Origin of the sequence: Microbacterium hydrocarbonoxydans (assembly GCF_900105205.1) — a bacterium.
Classification (GTDB): Bacteria; Actinomycetota; Actinomycetes; order Actinomycetales; family Microbacteriaceae; genus Microbacterium; species Microbacterium hydrocarbonoxydans.
This window is the reverse complement of the sequence record NZ_FNSQ01000005.1, coordinates 2,046,258-2,062,206: the sequence shown is the minus strand read 5'-3', so window position 1 is coordinate 2,062,206 and position 15,949 is coordinate 2,046,258. Positions and strand designations below refer to the sequence as shown.

18 protein-coding genes are annotated in these 15,949 nt (G+C 67.9%); 12 read left to right on the top strand and 6 right to left on the bottom strand.

Features of this window, described 5'->3' with window-relative positions:
- Positions 1–8: 8 nt before the first annotated feature.
- Entirely contained in the window at positions 9–857 is an 849-nt protein-coding gene (locus BLW44_RS10220; RefSeq protein ID WP_060925955.1) for a PAC2 family protein, read from the bottom strand.
- Between the two features lie 90 nt (positions 858–947).
- On the opposite strand from BLW44_RS10220, the gene BLW44_RS10215 reads away from it, so the two are divergent.
- Genes BLW44_RS10215 through lnt form a run of 9 tightly spaced genes read left to right on the top strand, consistent with a single transcriptional unit; the run spans position 948 to position 10,673 of the window.
- Complete coding sequence (locus tag BLW44_RS10215) at positions 948–1,631, top strand: HAD family hydrolase (protein WP_074731750.1); 684 nt, start codon at positions 948–950, stop codon at positions 1,629–1,631.
- Positions 1,628–2,647 carry a tRNA (adenine-N1)-methyltransferase gene (locus tag BLW44_RS10210; RefSeq protein ID WP_060925957.1) on the top strand — a complete coding sequence of 340 codons (1,020 nt, stop codon included), beginning with the start codon at positions 1,628–1,630 and terminating at the stop codon, positions 2,645–2,647. The genes BLW44_RS10215 and BLW44_RS10210 overlap by 4 nt, the downstream gene beginning before the upstream one ends.
- Positions 2,648–2,657: 10 nt before the next feature.
- Positions 2,658–3,575: a hypothetical protein gene (locus tag BLW44_RS10205; RefSeq protein WP_060925958.1), complete on the top strand. Its 918-nt coding sequence runs from the start codon at positions 2,658–2,660 to the stop codon at positions 3,573–3,575.
- Positions 3,575–4,582, top strand: a complete 1,008-nt coding sequence (locus BLW44_RS10200) for a helix-turn-helix transcriptional regulator (protein ID WP_060925959.1) — start codon at positions 3,575–3,577, stop codon at positions 4,580–4,582. Before BLW44_RS10205 ends, BLW44_RS10200 begins: the two co-directional genes overlap by 1 nt.
- Positions 4,579–5,568, top strand: a complete 990-nt coding sequence (locus BLW44_RS10195; protein WP_060925960.1) for a helix-turn-helix transcriptional regulator — start codon at positions 4,579–4,581, stop codon at positions 5,566–5,568. Before BLW44_RS10200 ends, BLW44_RS10195 begins: the two co-directional genes overlap by 4 nt.
- 28 nt (positions 5,569–5,596) lie before the next feature.
- Positions 5,597–5,854, top strand: a complete 258-nt coding sequence (tatA, locus tag BLW44_RS10190; protein ID WP_060925961.1) for a Sec-independent protein translocase subunit TatA — start codon at positions 5,597–5,599, stop codon at positions 5,852–5,854.
- A 3-nt stretch (positions 5,855–5,857) separates the two neighbouring features.
- Complete coding sequence (tatC, locus tag BLW44_RS10185) at positions 5,858–6,667, top strand: twin-arginine translocase subunit TatC (RefSeq protein ID WP_420811375.1); 810 nt, start codon at positions 5,858–5,860, stop codon at positions 6,665–6,667.
- Positions 6,664–9,138: a DEAD/DEAH box helicase gene (locus BLW44_RS10180; protein WP_060925963.1), complete on the top strand. Its 2,475-nt coding sequence runs from the start codon at positions 6,664–6,666 to the stop codon at positions 9,136–9,138. Before tatC ends, BLW44_RS10180 begins: the two co-directional genes overlap by 4 nt.
- 2 nt (positions 9,139–9,140) lie before the next feature.
- Positions 9,141–10,673 carry an apolipoprotein N-acyltransferase gene (gene lnt / locus BLW44_RS10175; protein ID WP_074731747.1) on the top strand — a complete coding sequence of 511 codons (1,533 nt, stop codon included), beginning with the start codon at positions 9,141–9,143 and terminating at the stop codon, positions 10,671–10,673.
- Here lnt and BLW44_RS10170 read toward each other — a convergent pair.
- From BLW44_RS10170 to BLW44_RS10155, 4 genes are all read right to left on the bottom strand, one after another.
- Positions 10,670–11,053, bottom strand: a complete 384-nt coding sequence (locus BLW44_RS10170; RefSeq protein ID WP_060925965.1) for an RNA polymerase-binding protein RbpA — start codon at positions 11,051–11,053, stop codon at positions 10,670–10,672. The two genes, lnt and BLW44_RS10170, sit on opposite strands and share 4 nt — an antisense overlap.
- Before the next feature lie 124 nt (positions 11,054–11,177).
- On the bottom strand, positions 11,178–11,951 hold the full coding sequence (locus tag BLW44_RS10165; RefSeq protein ID WP_060925966.1) for a glycerophosphodiester phosphodiesterase family protein: 774 nt from the start codon (positions 11,949–11,951) through the stop codon (positions 11,178–11,180).
- A complete protein-coding gene (locus BLW44_RS10160) occupies positions 11,948–12,874 on the bottom strand; it encodes an SPFH domain-containing protein (protein ID WP_060925967.1) in 927 nt (308 codons plus the stop codon). Before BLW44_RS10160 ends, BLW44_RS10165 begins: the two co-directional genes overlap by 4 nt.
- A gap of 9 nt (positions 12,875–12,883) precedes the next feature.
- Positions 12,884–13,357 carry an NfeD family protein gene (locus BLW44_RS10155; protein ID WP_060925968.1) on the bottom strand — a complete coding sequence of 158 codons (474 nt, stop codon included), beginning with the start codon at positions 13,355–13,357 and terminating at the stop codon, positions 12,884–12,886.
- A gap of 120 nt (positions 13,358–13,477) precedes the next feature.
- On the opposite strand from BLW44_RS10155, the gene BLW44_RS10150 reads away from it, so the two are divergent.
- The gene (locus BLW44_RS10150) at positions 13,478–14,242 is read left to right on the top strand and encodes an SDR family oxidoreductase (RefSeq protein ID WP_060925969.1); all 765 of its coding nucleotides are present in this window, start codon (positions 13,478–13,480) and stop codon (positions 14,240–14,242) included.
- 86 nt (positions 14,243–14,328) lie between these two features.
- On the opposite strand, the gene BLW44_RS10145 is transcribed toward BLW44_RS10150, so the two are convergent.
- Entirely contained in the window at positions 14,329–14,928 is a 600-nt protein-coding gene (locus tag BLW44_RS10145; RefSeq protein ID WP_060925970.1) for an HdeD family acid-resistance protein, read from the bottom strand.
- A 181-nt stretch (positions 14,929–15,109) separates the two neighbouring features.
- Here BLW44_RS10145 and BLW44_RS10140 point away from each other — a divergent pair, with 181 nt between their 5' ends.
- Complete coding sequence (locus tag BLW44_RS10140) at positions 15,110–15,508, top strand: helix-turn-helix transcriptional regulator (RefSeq protein WP_139305342.1); 399 nt, start codon at positions 15,110–15,112, stop codon at positions 15,506–15,508.
- Positions 15,509–15,512: 4 nt separating this feature from the next.
- Positions 15,513–15,923 (top strand): VOC family protein, encoded by a 411-nt coding sequence (locus BLW44_RS10135; protein WP_060925971.1) that lies wholly within the window; start codon positions 15,513–15,515, stop codon positions 15,921–15,923.
- Positions 15,924–15,949: the final 26 nt, after the last annotated feature.

Below are 15,949 nucleotides of genomic sequence, written 5' to 3'. Positions count from 1 at the left end.
AGCGCGGGTCAGCGCTTGTGATCGCCCGGGCCGTCTCCGCGGCGCTTGAGGTACCGCTCGAATGCCTGCGCGATCGCGTCGCCCGAGGCATCGGGGGAGTCCCAGGTGTCACGGGTGCGCTCGAGCTGGCGGATGTACTCCGTCATGTCCTCGTCGTCCGCGGCCGCCGCATCGATGGAGGCCTCCCAGGCGGCGGCCTCCGTGCGCAGGTGATCGCGCGGGACGTCGACCCCGGTGAGCTCTTCGAGACGGTCGAGCAGCGCGAGCGTGACCTTGGGCGACGGCGTCGCCTGGGCCACGTAGTGCGGCACGCTCGCCCACAGACTGGCGGTGGGGATGCCGGCGCTCTCGGCGAAGTGCTCGAAGACGCTGAGGATGCCGACCGGGCCCTCGTACATCGACCGTTCGAGGCCGTGGGCCTCGCGGACCTGCTCGTTCTGACTCGAGGCGAAGATCGAGATCGGGCGCGTGTGCGGCACGTCCGAGAGCATCGCGCCGAGGGTCACGAACCCCGTGATGTCGTCGCGGAGTGCGACGTCGATGAACTCGGCGGCGAACGCCTGCCAGGTGCGTGCGGGCTCGACACCCGTGAGGACCCAGAACTCGGGACCGGGCCCCGGGTCGCGCGGGCGCCAGAGTCCGGCCTCCGGCCATGTCAGCTGCCGTCGACCCTCCGCGTCCATCTTCGTCGCAGGACGCGTGTACTGGTAGTCGAAGTACAGCTCGGGGTCGATCGAGTGCACCAGGTCGTAGTCGCTGTTCGCGCGCAGTGCGGCGATCGCACCGCTCGCTGCTTCGCCGGCATCGTTCCACCCGTCGAAGGCGACGATGACGATGCGTGAGCCGAGGACATCCATCATGGCTCCCTTCGCGAAATCCGGATCGGTATCCCTCCAGGCTAGTCCGAGCGCGCGGGGACCGGGCGGCGCCACGGGTAACATGGTTCGGTGAGCAGACAGCCCCGCGCGATCCTCTGGGACATGGACGGAACCCTCGTCGACACCGAGCCGTACTGGATGGCCGCCGAGACGGCCCTGGTCGAATCGTTCGGCGGCACGTGGTCCCACGAGGACGCCCTGCAGCTCGTCGGCAACGGGCTCATCGACAGCGCGATCATCCTCCAGAACGCCGGCGTCGACATGGAGGCGGAGGCGATCATCGCCCTCCTCACCGACGGGGTCCAGAACGCGCTGCGCACGCAGGGCGTGCCCTTCCGCCCCGGCGCCCGTGAGCTGCTGCAGGATCTGAGAGCCGCGGGCATCCCCACCGGCCTCGTCACGATGTCGCTCCGCCGGATGGCGCTGAGCGTCGTCGAGCTCATCGAGTTCGAGGCCTTCGACATCGTGGTGGCCGGCGACGACGTGACCAACCCGAAGCCGCACCCCGAGCCCTACCTGCATGCGGCGGCGCTGCTCGACATCGACATCGCAGACGCCCTGGTCATCGAGGATTCGCCCACCGGGCTGCGAGCGGGACTCGCGTCAGGCGCTGTCGCCCTCGGCGTGCCGCACATCGTCTCGCTCGACCACGTCGGGGCGCATGAACTCTGGCCGACGCTGCAGGATCGCAGCGCGGCCGACCTGATCGATCTCTTCGATCGCAAGACATCGATGACAGGAGCCACCCGATGACGACGACCAGCACGCAGCGGCCCAGCGGACCGTTCCGCGAGGGCGATCGGGTGCAGCTGACGGGGCCCAAGGGGCGCCTGCACACCGTGACTCTGCGCGAGGACGGCGAACTGCACACCCATCAGGGCGTGCTGCGTCATCGCGACCTCATCGGGCTGCCGGACGGGTCGGTCGTGGCCAACAGCTCCGGTCACGACTATCTGGCGCTGCGTCCGCTGCTGAGGGACTTCGCGATGTCGATGCCGCGCGGCGCGGCGATCGTCTACCCCAAGGATGCCGCGCAGATCGTCATGCAGGCCGATATCTTCCCCGGAGCGGTCGTCGTCGAGGCCGGCGTCGGATCCGGCGCCCTGTCGCTCTCACTGCTGCGGGCGATCGGTTCCGCCGGCCGCCTGGTGTCGTTCGAGCGCCGTGAGGACTTCGCCCAGGTGGCCCGCGGGAACGTCGAGACCTTCTTCGGCATCACCCCCGAGACCTGGGACGTCGTCGTGGGGGATCTCGTCGACTCCCTTCCCGGTGAGTTCCCGGCCGGCACCGTGGACCGTGTCGTCCTCGACATGCTCGCCCCGTGGGAGTGCATGGACGTCGTGGCGGACGCGCTGACTCCCGGTGGCGTCGTGCTCTGCTACGTCGCGACCGCGACCCAGCTCTCGCGCGTCGCCGAGTACATCCGCAGTACCGGGCTCTTCACCGATCCGGAGGCGTCGGAGACCATGGTGCGCGGTTGGCACGTCGAGGGCCTCGCCGTCCGACCCGACCACCGCATGGTCGCCCACACCGGCTTCCTCCTCACGGCACGTCGGCTCGCGCCCGGGGCTGTCGCCCCGTCGGTCAAGCGGCGTGCGTCCAAGAGCAGCTACGGCGACGCCGATGTCGAGGCGTGGACGCCCGGCGCGGTGGGGGACCGTGAGATCAACGACAAGAACCTTCGCAAGCGCGCCCGTGAGGCAGCGAAGGCCGCCGAGGGGGCGCGCCTGGCTGCCGGTTCGCGCGAATCAGGGCCGACGACGGAATAGACTGGAGCGCGTGCGTAAAACGTCCGCCGTTCTGGCCACCCTCAGCCTTGCCGTCCTCACTCTGACCGGATGCTCGCAGGCCCCGACGTTCGCGGGCGATGTCTGCGATCGCACCGCCGCATCGACGCCGTCCGTCGAGGAGTCGGTGACCGTGGAGGGCGATCTGGGCGAGGCGCCGGACGTGACCGTCTACAAGCCCGTCAAGACCGATGAGACGTCGTTCGCCGACGTCATCACGGGCGACGGCAAGACCCTCACCTCGACGTCGCAGCCGATGGTGCTCGACATCGCCTTCTACGGCGGAGACAGCGGCGACAAGCTCTACGAGTCCGAGTTCAACGGCGACCCGAGCCGGGTGCACAGCATCTCGTACTGGGCCGAGCGGTCCGCCGGCCTCGAGAAGGTGCTCGAGTGCGCCACCGGCGGCAGCCGGATCGTGGCAGTGCTGACGCCGGAGGACTTCGGTGAGGCGAACGTCGAGGCATTCGGCCTCGCGAAGGACGAGGACATCGTCGCGATCATCGACGTGCAGGACGTCTACCTCGCTCGCGCCGAGGGTGCATCGCAGTTCAACGATGCCCGCGGCCTGCCGACCGTCGTGCGAGCACCCGACGGAACGCCCGGCGTGATCATCCCCGACAGCGCCGCTCCGAAGAAGCCCGTCACCCAGACGCTCATCAAGGGCGACGGCGCGAAGGTCGAGAAGGACTCGACGATCGTCACCAACATCATGGCTCTCGGCTGGGACGACAAGACTGTCACCTCGAGCTCCTGGGGTGCGGAGCCCAACATCGGCCCCGCAGCGGGAGAGCTCGTGGGAGCGACCGTGGGCTCGCAGCTCCTGGTCGTCGTGCCCGAGGCCGATGGCAATCCCGCGACGGCCATCGTGGTCGACATCCTCGGCATCGTTCCCGTCCCGGAGCAGTGATGGCGGCCCGTATCCCCGCGGAGGAGCGCCTGACGAACCTCGTCGTGGCGCTCATGGCCACGGAGATCGGGCTCACGAAGCAGCAGATCCTCGACAACGTCTCCGGCTACCGACAGCGGGCGGATGCCGGGGCGCGCTCCGACGCCCTCGAGAAGATGTTCGAGCGCGACAAGGACGAGCTCCGCACTCTCGGAGTCCCCGTGGAGACGATCGGCGACCCCGCCGACCCGAACGACCTGCGGGAGGCCCGCTACCGTATTCCGCAAGCGGAATACGACCTGCCCAGCGACATCGAGTTCACTCCGGCGGAACTCGCGGTGCTGCAGCTCGCCGGCAGCGTGTGGAGTGCCGAGTCGGCATCCGGTGATGCGAAGGCCGGGGTCCGCAAGATCCGCGCTTTGGGTATCGACGGCGACGAGCCGATCATCGGCTTCGCTCCTCGTATCACGGCGCGCGACGCGGCGTTCCCGCCCTTGCAGGAGGCGATCGAGAAGAGCCGGATCGTGGTCTTCGACTACCTCAAGCCGGGAGAGGATGCGCCGCGGCGCCGCAGCATCCGTCCGCTCGCGCTCGTGGACTACGAGGCGCGGTGGCACGTGTTCGGCGTGGACGTCGACATCGACGCCGATCGGATGTTCCTGCTCAGCCGCATCGTCGGCGATGTGAAGATCACGGCGAAGGGCTTCGATCCGGGACTGCGCGAGGGCGCAGGGGAGCGCGCGCTGGCCGGGCTCGAACGTGTCGCATCCCAGAACTCCGCTCTGCTCGAGGTCACCCCTGGCACTGAGGCCTCCCTCCGCCTCGGACGGCGAGCGACTCCGGCGCCGACCCAGGGGATCCTCGTGCCCTTCGTAGACCTGCACATCTTCGCCGACGAGCTCGCCTCGTACGGCCCCGAGGTGCGGGTGGTCGAACCGGCCGCACTCCGCGAGGCCGTGATCTCGCGGCTGACGGCCGTCATCGAGTCCAATGCCGAGGCGAACTCGGAGACAGGGGACGGACGATGAGCGCTCAGGTGAAACCGCTTCTCGCGTCCGACCGCGTGCGCGTCTATCTCACCCTGGTGCCGTATCTGCTCGAGCACGGTCAGGTGTCGCTGGCGGAGGCCGCCGAGGAGTTCGGTGTCACGCCGAACGAGATGCGTCAGATGGTCGAGAAGCTCACGGTCATCGGCCTGCCCGGCGACTCCGGCTTCTGGCAGCAGCCGCAGGAGATGTTCGACATCAACTGGGACCTCCTCGACGAGGAGGACGTGATCGAGATCACGAACGACGTCGCCCTGCGCCGCGTGCCGCGCTTCACCGCTCGCGAGGCTGCGGCTCTGCTCGCCGGTCTCCAGATGGTCGCGGCTGTCCCCGCGGTGTCCGATTCCGGGCTCGTCACCGGCCTGATCTCGAAGCTCTCCCGCGGAGCCGCAGATGCTCCGGCTGAGGTCGTCGTCGCCCCGAGCGCGGTCGACGAGGTCCGCCAGGTGGTCTCGCGGGCCGTACAGGACGGCGTCGCCGTGTCGTTCACCTATCAGGCGCCGGATGCCGCGCCGACCACGCGGACGGTGGACCCGGTGCAGGTGCTGATCACCAACGCCCAGTGGTATCTGCAGGGCTGGTGCCACATGCGCGAGGCGATGCGCACCTTCCACCTGGACCGCGTGAGCGATCCTCGGCTGACCGACATCCCGATCACCCATGCCGGCGAGCAGGTTCCCGAGGCCTTCTCCGCGGTAGACGACGAGGGAGAGGTCCGCGTGCGGGTTCCCGAGCGGATGGCGCCGCTCCTGGGCGACTTCCTGACAGCGGACAACGCCGAGTTCAGCGATGGAGTCGTGACCGTGCGGCTGCATCTCGCCGACCCTCGAGGGGTCAAGCGGCTCGCGGCGAAGTTCGGCGGAGCGATGGAAGTGATCGATCCTGCGATCGCGCGCAGCGCGGCGCGGGAGTGGGCTGCGGCCGGACTCGCGCTGTATCGCCACCCCGATGGAGACAACGCCCGGTAGACTGGGCGTCAAACGACGAAGGAGAATCATGGGCGCTTTCGGTTGGCCACATCTGCTGATCATCCTCGCCGTCATCCTGTTGCTCTTCGGTGCGGCGAAGCTGCCGGCACTGGCGAAGAGCCTCGGTCAGTCCGCCCGAGTGTTCAAGGGCGAGATGAAGGCGATGAAGAACGAGGACGCGAGCGACACCACGGGAACGGCAGCATCGTCGTCAACCGCGCCGGTCGCAGACCCCTCGGTGACGCCTCGCGACGCGGACCCGGGTCAGCCTCCTCGATCCGCGTAGTTCGTGTCTGCACTCGATTCCGCCGACCAGGAGACGCCCGGCCGCGACAGGCGGATGACTCTGGGCGCGCACCTGATCGAACTGCGCAGGCGACTGTTCATCGCCGCCGGCGCGCTGGTGGTCGGCATGATCGTCGCCTTCTTCGTCACCGAGCCGATCATCGAGCTGCTCTCCGTGCCGATCCGTACCATCGCCGCGCAACAGGGGCGTGAGTACACCGGCCTGAACTTCACGACCGTGACGAGCGGTTTCGACCTCCGGATGCGCATCGCGTTCGCCATCGGGCTCCTCATCTCCGCACCGGTCTGGCTCTGGCAGGTCTGGGCCTTCATCATGCCCGGGCTCACGAAGAAGGAGACCCAGTACACCTGGGGATTCCTCGGCGCCGCGATCCCGCTGTTCTTCGGCGGCTGCACCGTGGCCTTCTTCGTCCTGCCGCACGTCATCGAGATCATGGCGGGCTTCGTGCCGACGGGTATGGCGCAGTTCTTCGAGTACTCGACGTACTACGACTTCGTGTTCAAGTTCCTGCTCGTGCTCGGGATCGCCTTCGTCCTGCCCGTCTTCCTCGTCGCGCTCAACGTGGCGGGGATCGTCTCCGGGCGGGATATCCTGAAGGGCTGGCGAGTCGCCATCCTGGTCTGCACGATCTTCGCCGCGGTCACCACGCCACCCGCCGACGTCTTCTCGATGCTGCTGCTGATGGGCTCGATGATCGTCCTCTACTTCGGAGCGACACTGATCTCGATGCTGTTCGACAGACGCAAGCGCAAGCGCGGTCAGGCCGCCGGCATCGACCCCCTGACCGCATGAGCTCGCCGTCCGAGCGTTACGCGGCAGCTCGCGAAGCCGCAGGCCACCCGGAGACCGTCGCGTTCGCCGCGCGGCAGAAGTTCGAGCTCGACCCCTTCCAGGTCGAGGGATGCCATGCGCTCGAAGAGGGGCAGAGCGTCCTCGTCGCCGCCCCGACAGGGGCCGGGAAGACGATCGTGGGCGAGTTCGCGATCCACCTCGCGATGCAGACGCCCCGAGACAAGGCGTTCTACACGACGCCGATGAAGGCGCTGTCGAACCAGAAGTTCCGCGAGCTGGTCGACGTGTACGGCGCGGATGACGTGGGCCTGCTCACCGGCGACACGAACATCAACGGCAACGCCCGGATCGTCGTGATGACGACCGAGGTCCTGCGCAACATGATCTACGCCGACTCCGCGGCGCTGCGCGATCTCCGCTACGTCGTCATGGACGAGGTGCACTATCTCGCCGACCGCTTCCGAGGCGCCGTCTGGGAAGAGGTGATCATCCACCTCCCGCAGCATGTGCGCCTGGTGTCACTGAGCGCCACCGTCTCGAACGCCGAGGAGTTCGGCGACTGGCTCGACACCGTGCGCGGCGGCACCGAGGTGATCGTCTCCGAGATCCGCCCTGTGCCTCTCGAGCAGCATGTGCTCGTGCGGGACGACCTGCTTCCGCTCTTCGACGACAGGGCGGGGATCGCCACGGCCCAGGTGAATCAGGAGCTGATGCGGATCCGCTCGTTCACCGGCTCCAACTACGACAACAACCGCTCCGCTCAGGAGTACCGCAGCAACCGACATGCGGGACGGCAGGCGCAGCGGCCACCGCGGGGAGGACGCCGTCCGGTGCGCTCGGCGAACGTCCGCCGGATCGAGCGGATGGATCGTCCGGACGTCGTGCGTCTGCTCGAGCAGGCGAATCTGCTGCCGGCGATCTTCTTCATCTTCAGCCGCGTGGGCTGCGATGCGGCGGTGCAGCAGGTGCGCAGGTCGGGCGTCCGGCTGACGACGACCGAGGAACGTGCCGAGATCAGGGCCCTCGTCGAGGACCGGACGCGGTCGCTGCAGGATGAGGACCTCGGAGTCCTGGGGTACTGGGAGTGGCTGGAGAACCTCGAGCGGGGCGTGGCTGCGCATCACGCAGGCATGCTGCCCGCGTTCAAGGAGGTCGTCGAGGACCTCTTCAAGCGCAAGCTCGTCAAAGTGGTGTTCGCGACCGAGACGCTCGCGCTCGGCATCAACATGCCCGCGCGTACGGTCGTGCTCGAGAAGATGGAGAAGTTCAACGGTGAAGCGCGCGTCGCGATCACCTCCGGCGAGTACACCCAACTCACCGGGCGTGCAGGACGCCGAGGGATCGACGTCGAAGGTCACGCCGTCGTGCAGTGGACAGAGGGGATGGATCCACAGGCCGTCGCCGCCCTGGCATCCCGCCGCACCTACCCGCTGAACTCGAGCTTCCGCCCGACCTACAACATGGCCGTGAACCTGATCGACCTGTTCGGCAAGCCGCGGGCCCGTCAGATCCTCGAATCGTCGTTCGCGCAGTTCCAGGCAGACCGAGCGGTTGTCGGTCTTGCACGCCAGGTGCGCGAAGCCGAGCAGTCTCTCGACGGCTACAAGGCCGCCATGGTCTGCGATCACGGCGACTTCCTCGACTACGCGTCGATCCGCCGTGAGCTCAGCGATCTCGAGAAGAAGAACCGCCAGGACTCGAACGCGCCGCGCGCGTCGCGGGACAAGCGCATGAAGCAGATCCAGAGCCTGCGCACGAGAATGCAGCGCCATGGCTGCCACCGCTGTCCGGACCGCGAGGCGCACGCGCGCTGGGCGGAGCGCTATTGGAAGCTGAAGCGACAGACCGACCGCATCCGCCGTCAGATCGAGACCAGGACCGGCACTGTCGCCCGCGTATTCGACCGCGTCGTCGAAGTGCTGGAGACTCTGGACTACCTGCAGCGCGACGACAGCGGTACCGTGCTCACGGAGGCCGGGCGGACCATGCGCCGGATCTACGGCGAGCGTGACCTGCTGGTCGCAGAATCGCTGCGTCAGGGCCTGTGGAAGGGGCTCGATGCCCCCTCTCTCGCGGCGATGGCCTGCTGCCTGGTCTATGAACCGCGGCGTGACGAGGCCAACGCGGGGGAGCGGGACCTTCCCCGAGGTGCATTCCGGTCTGCATACGAGAAGACCACGACGCTGTGGGCCGAACTCGACGACCTGGAGAAGGATCATCACCTGCCGGGGACGGAGCCGCTGGCTGCCGGCCTGGCCGCGGCCATGCACTCGTGGGCGCGCGGCGGGATGCTGGACCGCGTCCTCGTCGATGCCGATATGGCGGCGGGGGACTTCGTCCGCTGGGCCAAGCAGACGATCGACCTGCTCGACCAGCTCTCGATCGTCGCGGAAGACGGCGCGCTCGCGCGCACGGCCCGGCAGGCACTCGATTCCGTGCGCCGTGGCATCGTGGCGTACTCGTCGATGTGAGAATGAGTCGGATGCCTGAACCGCGCGCTCGACAGCGCCCACTGCTGCCCCTGGCGCTCGCGCTCCCCGTCGCCGCGGCGGCCGCGCTCCTCATGGATCTCTCCTACCCGGATGTCGCCGCGTGGGTGCTGGCGTTCCCGGCGACCGCGCTGCTGCTCCTCGCGCTGATCGGGCGCCGGGCCGGCGGAGCATTCCTCGTCGGCGCCGTCTACGGGGTGCTCTTCTTCGGCCTCCTCGTGTCCTGGACATCGCGCTACCTCGGCCCGATCCCGTGGGCGGCGCTGAGCGTCCTCGAAGGGCTGCTCACGGCAGTCGCCCTGATCCTGATCACTCTCGCGTACCGCTGGGTTCCGCGGGCGCTGCCACAGCGGTGGGCCCGGCTCATCCTGCTGCCCGTCGTCGTCTCGGCCCTGTGGGTGGGACGGGAGCTGTTCGTCGGCTCGTGGCCCTACGGCGGCTTCCCGTGGGCACGGCTGGGGATGAGCCAAGCGGAGAGCCCGCTCGCCTCGGTCACCTCCTGGGTGGGCGTCAGCGGGCTCAGCTTTCTCATGGTGTTCTTCGTGGCGCTCGTCATCGAACTCGTGCGCGATCGTGGGTGGCGACGCCCCTGGGCTCTGGTCGCCCCGGCCCTGGTCGCAGTGGCGCTGCTGTTCACACCGCTTTTTCCGACGACCGCCAGCGGCTCGATGCGAATCGCTGCGGTGCAGGGCAATGGCCCCAGCGGCTATTTCGACCAGCGCGAACGCTACTCGGTCATCCAGGCGCAGACCGACGCTACGGAGCCCCTCTACGGCGAGGACGTCGACCTGCTCGTGTGGCCGGAGGGTTCCGTCGACTCGGATCCGTTCCTCTCGGAGTCGCTGGCTCGGCGCCTCTCCCTCGTCTCCACTCGGATCGACGCGCCGCTGCTCGCCAACGCGGCGACCGAGCGCGGTGGTCTTTTCTACAACACGTCGATGCTGTGGACCAGTGAGGGTCCCACCGGACAGATCCACGACAAACGCCATCCGGTACCGTTCGGGGAGTACGTGCCGGACCGTCCGTTCTTCAATGCGTTGGCTCCCGACCTGATCGGGCTTCTGCAGCGCGATTACACCCCTGGATCGAACGACCCGATCGTGGAGGTCGGCGGCGTGCCTGTCGGTCTGGCGATCTGCTTCGACGTCATCTACGACGATGTCATCACCGCCGGGGTGCGCGAGGGCGCACAGGTTCTCGTGCTCCAGACGAACAACGCCGACTTCCGAGGCACCGACGAGAACCTGCAGCAGCTCGCGTTCGCGCGGATGCGCGCCATGGAGACGGGGCGGAGCGTGGTCAACATCTCGACCGTCGGCACCAGCCAGATCATCCGACCCGACGGGTCGACGGTCTCGAGCCTGGATGCGGGAAAGGCCGGAGCACTGCTCGAAGATGTCGAGCTGCGCTCCGGCCTGACAGCCGGCGTCGTCCTCGGTCCCTGGATCCAGCAGATCCTGATGTGGGGCGGAGTGGGCGCGCTCGCATTCGGGTGGTTGCGCGCCCGGAGGCGCTAGGCGCCGATCTTCTCGCGGGTGGGGTCCTCGCCTGCGCCGCGGCGGGCGCGGATGAAGGCGAGACGCTCCTCGAGGAGCTCTTCGAGCTCAGCGCGCGTGCGGCGCTCCAGGAGCATGTCCCAGTGGGTGCGCGCGGCCTTCTCGTCGCTCGCGTCGAGCGTGACGGCCTGGCCGTCGACGTTCAGGCGGGCGTCGGCTCCGCAGGCACGGCATTCCCAGGTCTGAGGCGGCTCGGCGTCAGCCGCGAACATCAGGTTCGTGACATGGCCGCAGGCGTCACAGGTGTAGGTGGTTTCACGGCGCTCCATGAAAACGACGCCCTCTTCGCTCTGTAGGCTCTGGGCGCCGAGTCGGATGCCGCGTAGGCTGCGATCTGCCATTGTGTGGTCCTCTCGTCGCTGTCAGGTATAACGCTCCAGCCTGTGTTCTTCATCCACGCGCCCGCGTTCTCGGCGGGATTCACAGGGGAATCTCAGCGCGAGAGCGTATGGGCGGCGTGGCGGGTCAGACGGCCAGAGTCGCGAGCGCGAGGTCGGCGCGGTCGGACACGATGCCGTCGACACCGAGAGCTACGAGTCGCCGCATGTCGTCGGGGTCGTTGACCGTCCAGACGTGCACCTCGACACCGTGTCGGTGCGCGGCGCGGAGGAGCGACCCGGTGAGCACCCTGACTCCGCGGTGGCGCTCGGGGATCTGGAGCGCATCGACACCACGCAGCACCCGGGCGGGGGAGAGGTGGGCGGCGGACAGCGCGCGGACCGCCGCGATGGTGCGGCTTCCTGCGGATGCCGCCGGGGGGATGTCCGCACCCGCGCGGAGCACCGAGGCCATGGCGGCGCGACGGTTCGCGTCGGAGAAGCTCGTCAGCAGCACACGGTGGGTGTGGTCGACCAGGAGAGGACCGAGCGGTGCGACGGCGGCGGGAGTCTTGACGTCGATGTTGAAGCGCGTCGTCGGGAACGCCGACAGCGCATCCGCGACTGTGAGCAGCCCGCCGTGATCGGCGAAGATCTCGGCGAGCTCTCGGGTGCGCACGGCCGCGACGGCACGCGGGTCCCCGGTCAGACGCTGCAGGGTGGCGTCGTGGAACAGGACGACATCACCGTCGGCCGTGACCTGGCAGTCGGTCTCGATGTACTCGGCCCCGGCCGCGTGCGCCGCGGCGAACGCGGCTGCGGAGTTCTCCCACACGCCGGAGTCCTCGCCTGCCGCGGTGATCAGACCGCGGTGGGCGAGGACTCGGGGGTGGCGTGCTTTCTCGAAGTAGGGGTGCGTCACGCGCCGGGGTGATTCGTCGGAGCCTGGCCCGGCCGCGGCGTGAAGGCGCTGCCGATTCCCTTGAGCGCCTCGGTCAGCTCGCTCGGGATGATCCACAGCTTGTTGGACTGACCCTCGCTGATCTTCGGCAGCATCTGCAGGTACTGGTAAGCGAGGAGCTTGTCGTCAGGCTCGCCCTGATGGATCGCGGTGAAGACGTTCTGGATCGCCTCGGCCTCACCCTGAGCGCGCAGCACGGCGGCCTGCTTGTCACCCTCAGCGCGGAGGATCTCGGCCTGACGCGCACCCTCGGCCTCGAGGATGGCGGACTGCTTCGTTCCCTCCGCGGTGAGGATCGCGGCGCGACGGTCTCGCTCTGCGCGCATCTGCTTCTCCATCGAGTCCTGGATGGAGATGGGCGGATCGATGGCCTTGAGCTCGACACGTCCGACGCGGATGCCCCACTTGCCGGTCGCCTCGTCGAGCACGACGCGCAGCTGGCCGTTGATGTTGTCGCGGCTCGTCAGCGCCTCTTCGAGGTTGAGTCCACCGACGACGTTACGCAGCGTGGTGGTCGTGAGCTGCTCGACGGCGCCGAGGTAGTTCGCGATCTCGTAGGTCGCCGCACGTGCGTCCGTCACCTGGAAGTAGACGACGGTGTCGATCGAGACCACCAGGTTGTCCTCGGTGATGACGGGCTGCGGCGGGAACGAGACCACCTGCTCGCGCATGTCGATGAGCGGGCGGAGCCGGTCGATGAACGGCACCAGGATGTTGAGCCCCGGCGTGAGGGTCTTGTGGTACCGCCCGAGACGCTCGACGACCCCGGCGGTCGCCTGAGGGATGATGCGGATCGAGCGGGCCAGCGTGACCACCACGAAGATGATGATCGCGATGACCAGGATCCAGCCGATCGCGGCGGGGATGAACGATGCGTCGTCCAAGGGATTCTCCTAGTCGTTGACGGGACGGACGGTTGCTGTCGCGCCGTTGATCGCGATGACCGCGATCGGAGATCCCTGAGGGATCGGCACGGGGCCGGCGGTGCGGGCGGTCCAGGTGTCGCCGTTGCTGAGCTTGACCTGGCCCGAGATCTGCGTGATGTCCTGCAGTGCGGTGCCCCGCAGATCGAGGAGTGCATCGACGTTGGACTTCGTGGGGTCCTCGCCACGATGCAGCCGCTTGATCAGCGGTGGGCGCAGGAACAGGATGAAGAGTCCTGCGGCGGCCGCCGCGATGAGGACCTGGACCCACACCGGGATCCCCACGAAATCCGTGACGAGCCCCACTGCGCTGCCGAAGCTGAGCATCAGGAAGGTGAAGTCGAGGGTGAGCATCTCGATCACGAGGAACAGGGCGATCAGGATCAGCCACCCGATCCATGCCCATTGGTCGATGAACTGTACGAATGTCGCGAAGTTGTCCATGCGGCCTCCTTTGCGGTCAACCTATCACGCAGCACGAACGCGATCCCGGTGCCACGAGGGCGGCTTGGTAGTCTGAGAGCGCCGTGTCATCACGGCGATCCACGCATTTGAGGAGTCCCCGTGACCGACGTTCTTCCTGCAGGTTCTCTCGACGGCAAGGTCGCCCTTGTCACCGGCTCGTCTCGGGGCATCGGCGCCGACACGGTCCGCTACCTCGCCGAGGCGGGCGCCGACGTCGTCATCAACTTCCGCAACAAGGCGCCGCGCGCCGAGAAGCTCGCCGCGCAGCTCCGCGAGCTCGGACGCCGCGTGCTGGTCGTGGGTGCCGACCTCACGGACCCCGCCTCGATCGGCGAGATGTTCGACGCCGTCAAGACCGAGTTCGGCCGCCTCGATGTCCTCGTGCTGAACGCCTCAGGCGGCATGGAGTCCGGCATGGCAGCGGACTACGCGCTGACCCTCAACCGCGACGCGCAGGTGAATGTGCTGGAGGCGGCGACGCCGCTGCTCGGCGACGGCGCCCGCGTCGTCTTCGTCACGAGCCACCAGGCGCACTTCATCCGCACGACGCCGACGATGCCCGAGTACGAGCCGGTCGCGCTGTCCAAGCGTGCGGGGGAGGATGCTCTGCGCGAGCGCATCCCGGGCCTCGCCGAGAAGGGGATCGGCTTCACGGTGGTCTCCGGTGACATGATCGAGGGCACGATCACCGCGACGCTGCTGGAGCGGGCGAACCCCGGCGCGATCGCGGAGCGTCGCGAGTCCGCGGGCAAGCTCTACAACGTCTCGGAGTTCGCGGCAGAGGTCGCGCGCGCCGCCGTGGACCCGGTTCCTGAGGACAACACCCGCCTGGTCGGCGACGTGAGCGCGTTCGGCGCCGAGTAGGACTCCGAACGCCCCTGGCAGATGAAGAGAGCCCCGTCCGGGATGGACGGGGCTCTCTTCATGTCTGCTGTCTGGGCAGCAGAGTGTCAGACGGCGGTGTCAGCCTGGACGGAGGCGACGAAGCCCTTCGCATCCTTGCCGAGCGTGATGGCACGCACGATCTGGACGATCCCGAGCACGACGAGCGAGATGCCGAGCACGAGCCAGAGCACGGCCGCGGCGTACAGCGGCGAGAAGAGCACGACGATTCCGGCCACGATGCTCAGCAGGGCGTAGAGGAGCGTCCAGACGCGCGAGCCGTCCTGCCCGAGGAGCGACAGCGCCACGACCCCATCGACGATCCAGCTGATGCCGATGAAGATGACGACGACGAGCGCGAGTGTGGCCGCTGCGGCGCCGAGGTTCGCGAACGCGATCACGCCGGCGATGATATAGACGAGCCCGAGGACGATGTGGCCGACGCGCGCCCACCCGCCCTTGACGCGCGAGAAGATGCCGAGGCCGATGTAGACGAGACCTGCGATGACGAGGTAGCTGGCGAAGATGCCGGTGACGATCACCGCGGACTTGACCGGCCAGACCAGCAGGACGAGGCCGGCGATCAGCGCGATGACGCCCGAGACGGCGAGCACGATGCGGATGGATTTGAACAGCGTCTTCGCTTCGGTTGCGAGTGGATCAGACATGGTTGGGGACCCTTTCTGAGAAATCCCTGTGAGGGATGCTCACAGGGTACCGCTGTCGGACGGGGAAGTGGGGGAGGGGCCTCGGACCATGTCGCGCGCATTCACACGCCGTCATCGCGCGTCATGGCAAGATCATCACGTGACACCGGACGACGACGCGCGCATCCTCGAGCTGGTGACCATGCGCAAGGTCCGCGACCGGATCGACAGGGAGTACGCGTCACCCCTCGACGTCGAGGCGCTCGCGAAAGGGGCGCATATGTCGGCCGGGCACCTCAGTCGTCGTTTCAAGGAGACCTACGGCGAGTCTCCCTACTCGTACCTCATGACACGGAGGATCGAGAGGGCCATGGCGCTGCTGCGGCGGGGCGACCTGAGCGTGACCGACGTCTGCTTCGCCGTGGGGTGCTCGTCGCTCGGGACTTTCAGCACGAGGTTCACGGAACTCGTGGGTGTCTCACCCATCGTGTACCGTGAGCGCGCGGCCGATGTGGAGGGCATACCGACCTTCCAGGCCAAGCACGTCATCAGACCGATCAGGAATCAAGAAGCACCGCGCACGGACGCACATCTAACGTGAAGCCATGAACATCAGCATCCACTACGCATTCCTTCCGCACACCGACGCCGAGGCGGCTCTCGGCTTCTATCGTGACGCCCTCGGGTTCGAGGTGCGCAACGACGTCGGCTATGACGGACTCCGATGGATCACGGTCGGCCCCGAGGGGCAGCCCGGCACGTCGATCGTCCTGCATCCGCCGGCGACCGACCCCGGCATCACCGACACCGAGCGGCAGACCATCCTCGAGCTGATCGCCAAGGGCAGCTACGGCGCGCTCACCCTGGCGAGCGACGACCTCGACGGGCTGTTCGAGCGCCTGGTCGAGCGAGGCGCCGATGTCGTGCAGGAACCCATGGACCAGCCTTACGGGGTGCGGGACTGCGCACTCCGAGACCCCGCAGGAAATCTGCTCCGTATCAATCAGGCCGGCTGACCCGGTCCACCGATATCGAGGACGAC

Coding starts and splice junctions, on each gene's coding strand:
- BLW44_RS10210 (WP_060925957.1), top strand. CDS start 1,628: ATGACGACGACCAGCACGCAGCGGCCCAGCGGACCGTTCCGCGAGGGC.
- BLW44_RS10180 (WP_060925963.1), top strand. CDS start 6,664: ATGAGCTCGCCGTCCGAGCGTTACGCGGCAGCTCGCGAAGCCGCAGGC.
- BLW44_RS10155 (WP_060925968.1), bottom strand. CDS start 13,357: ATGGACAACTTCGCGACATTCGTACAGTTCATCGACCAATGGGCATGG.
- BLW44_RS10220 (WP_060925955.1), bottom strand. CDS start 857: ATGGATGTCCTCGGCTCACGCATCGTCATCGTCGCCTTCGACGGGTGG.
- BLW44_RS10140 (WP_139305342.1), top strand. CDS start 15,110: ATGCGCAAGGTCCGCGACCGGATCGACAGGGAGTACGCGTCACCCCTC.
- BLW44_RS10145 (WP_060925970.1), bottom strand. CDS start 14,928: ATGTCTGATCCACTCGCAACCGAAGCGAAGACGCTGTTCAAATCCATC.
- tatA (WP_060925961.1), top strand. CDS start 5,597: ATGGGCGCTTTCGGTTGGCCACATCTGCTGATCATCCTCGCCGTCATC.
- lnt (WP_074731747.1), top strand. CDS start 9,141: ATGAGTCGGATGCCTGAACCGCGCGCTCGACAGCGCCCACTGCTGCCC.
- BLW44_RS10200 (WP_060925959.1), top strand. CDS start 3,575: ATGGCGGCCCGTATCCCCGCGGAGGAGCGCCTGACGAACCTCGTCGTG.
- BLW44_RS10135 (WP_060925971.1), top strand. CDS start 15,513: ATGAACATCAGCATCCACTACGCATTCCTTCCGCACACCGACGCCGAG.
- BLW44_RS10170 (WP_060925965.1), bottom strand. CDS start 11,053: ATGGCAGATCGCAGCCTACGCGGCATCCGACTCGGCGCCCAGAGCCTA.
- BLW44_RS10195 (WP_060925960.1), top strand. CDS start 4,579: ATGAGCGCTCAGGTGAAACCGCTTCTCGCGTCCGACCGCGTGCGCGTC.